The sequence below is a fragment of the Bacillus sp. SIMBA_074 genome, assembly GCF_046534555.1.
GTDB classification, from domain to species: Bacteria; Bacillota; Bacilli; order Bacillales; family Bacillaceae_G; genus Bacillus_A; species Bacillus_A mycoides.
In genome coordinates this window covers 1-248 of the sequence record NZ_JAWRYM010000995.1, presented here as the reverse complement: position 1 = coordinate 248, position 248 = coordinate 1, and the positions used below count along the sequence as shown (strand labels likewise).

General features: G+C 41.9%; 1 protein-coding gene. It reads right to left on the bottom strand.

Annotated elements, in window-relative coordinates:
• On the bottom strand, positions 1 to 248 hold a 248-nt coding region (locus tag SB773_RS33760), incomplete at both ends, for a metalloprotease (protein WP_410594835.1).

The window sequence follows — 248 nt, the reverse complement described above, 5'->3', positions numbered from 1 at the left end:
ATATTGTTCATACTGGGTCATTTTTGCCCGCAAATCAGCTGAAACAAGATCCTGTACGATCCTATAACCATCGAGCGGCGGCAGCGGTATCAGATTAAATACAAACAAAAGGATATTTAAGTTGATGAGCATCTCGAAGAATGGCTGAATGAAAAACGGTAAATCAGGTCCAACGCCTGCCGCCAGTAACCCGTAAAAAATTAAATACCCTAAAATTGCAACAAGCAAATTACTGAACGGGCCGGCAA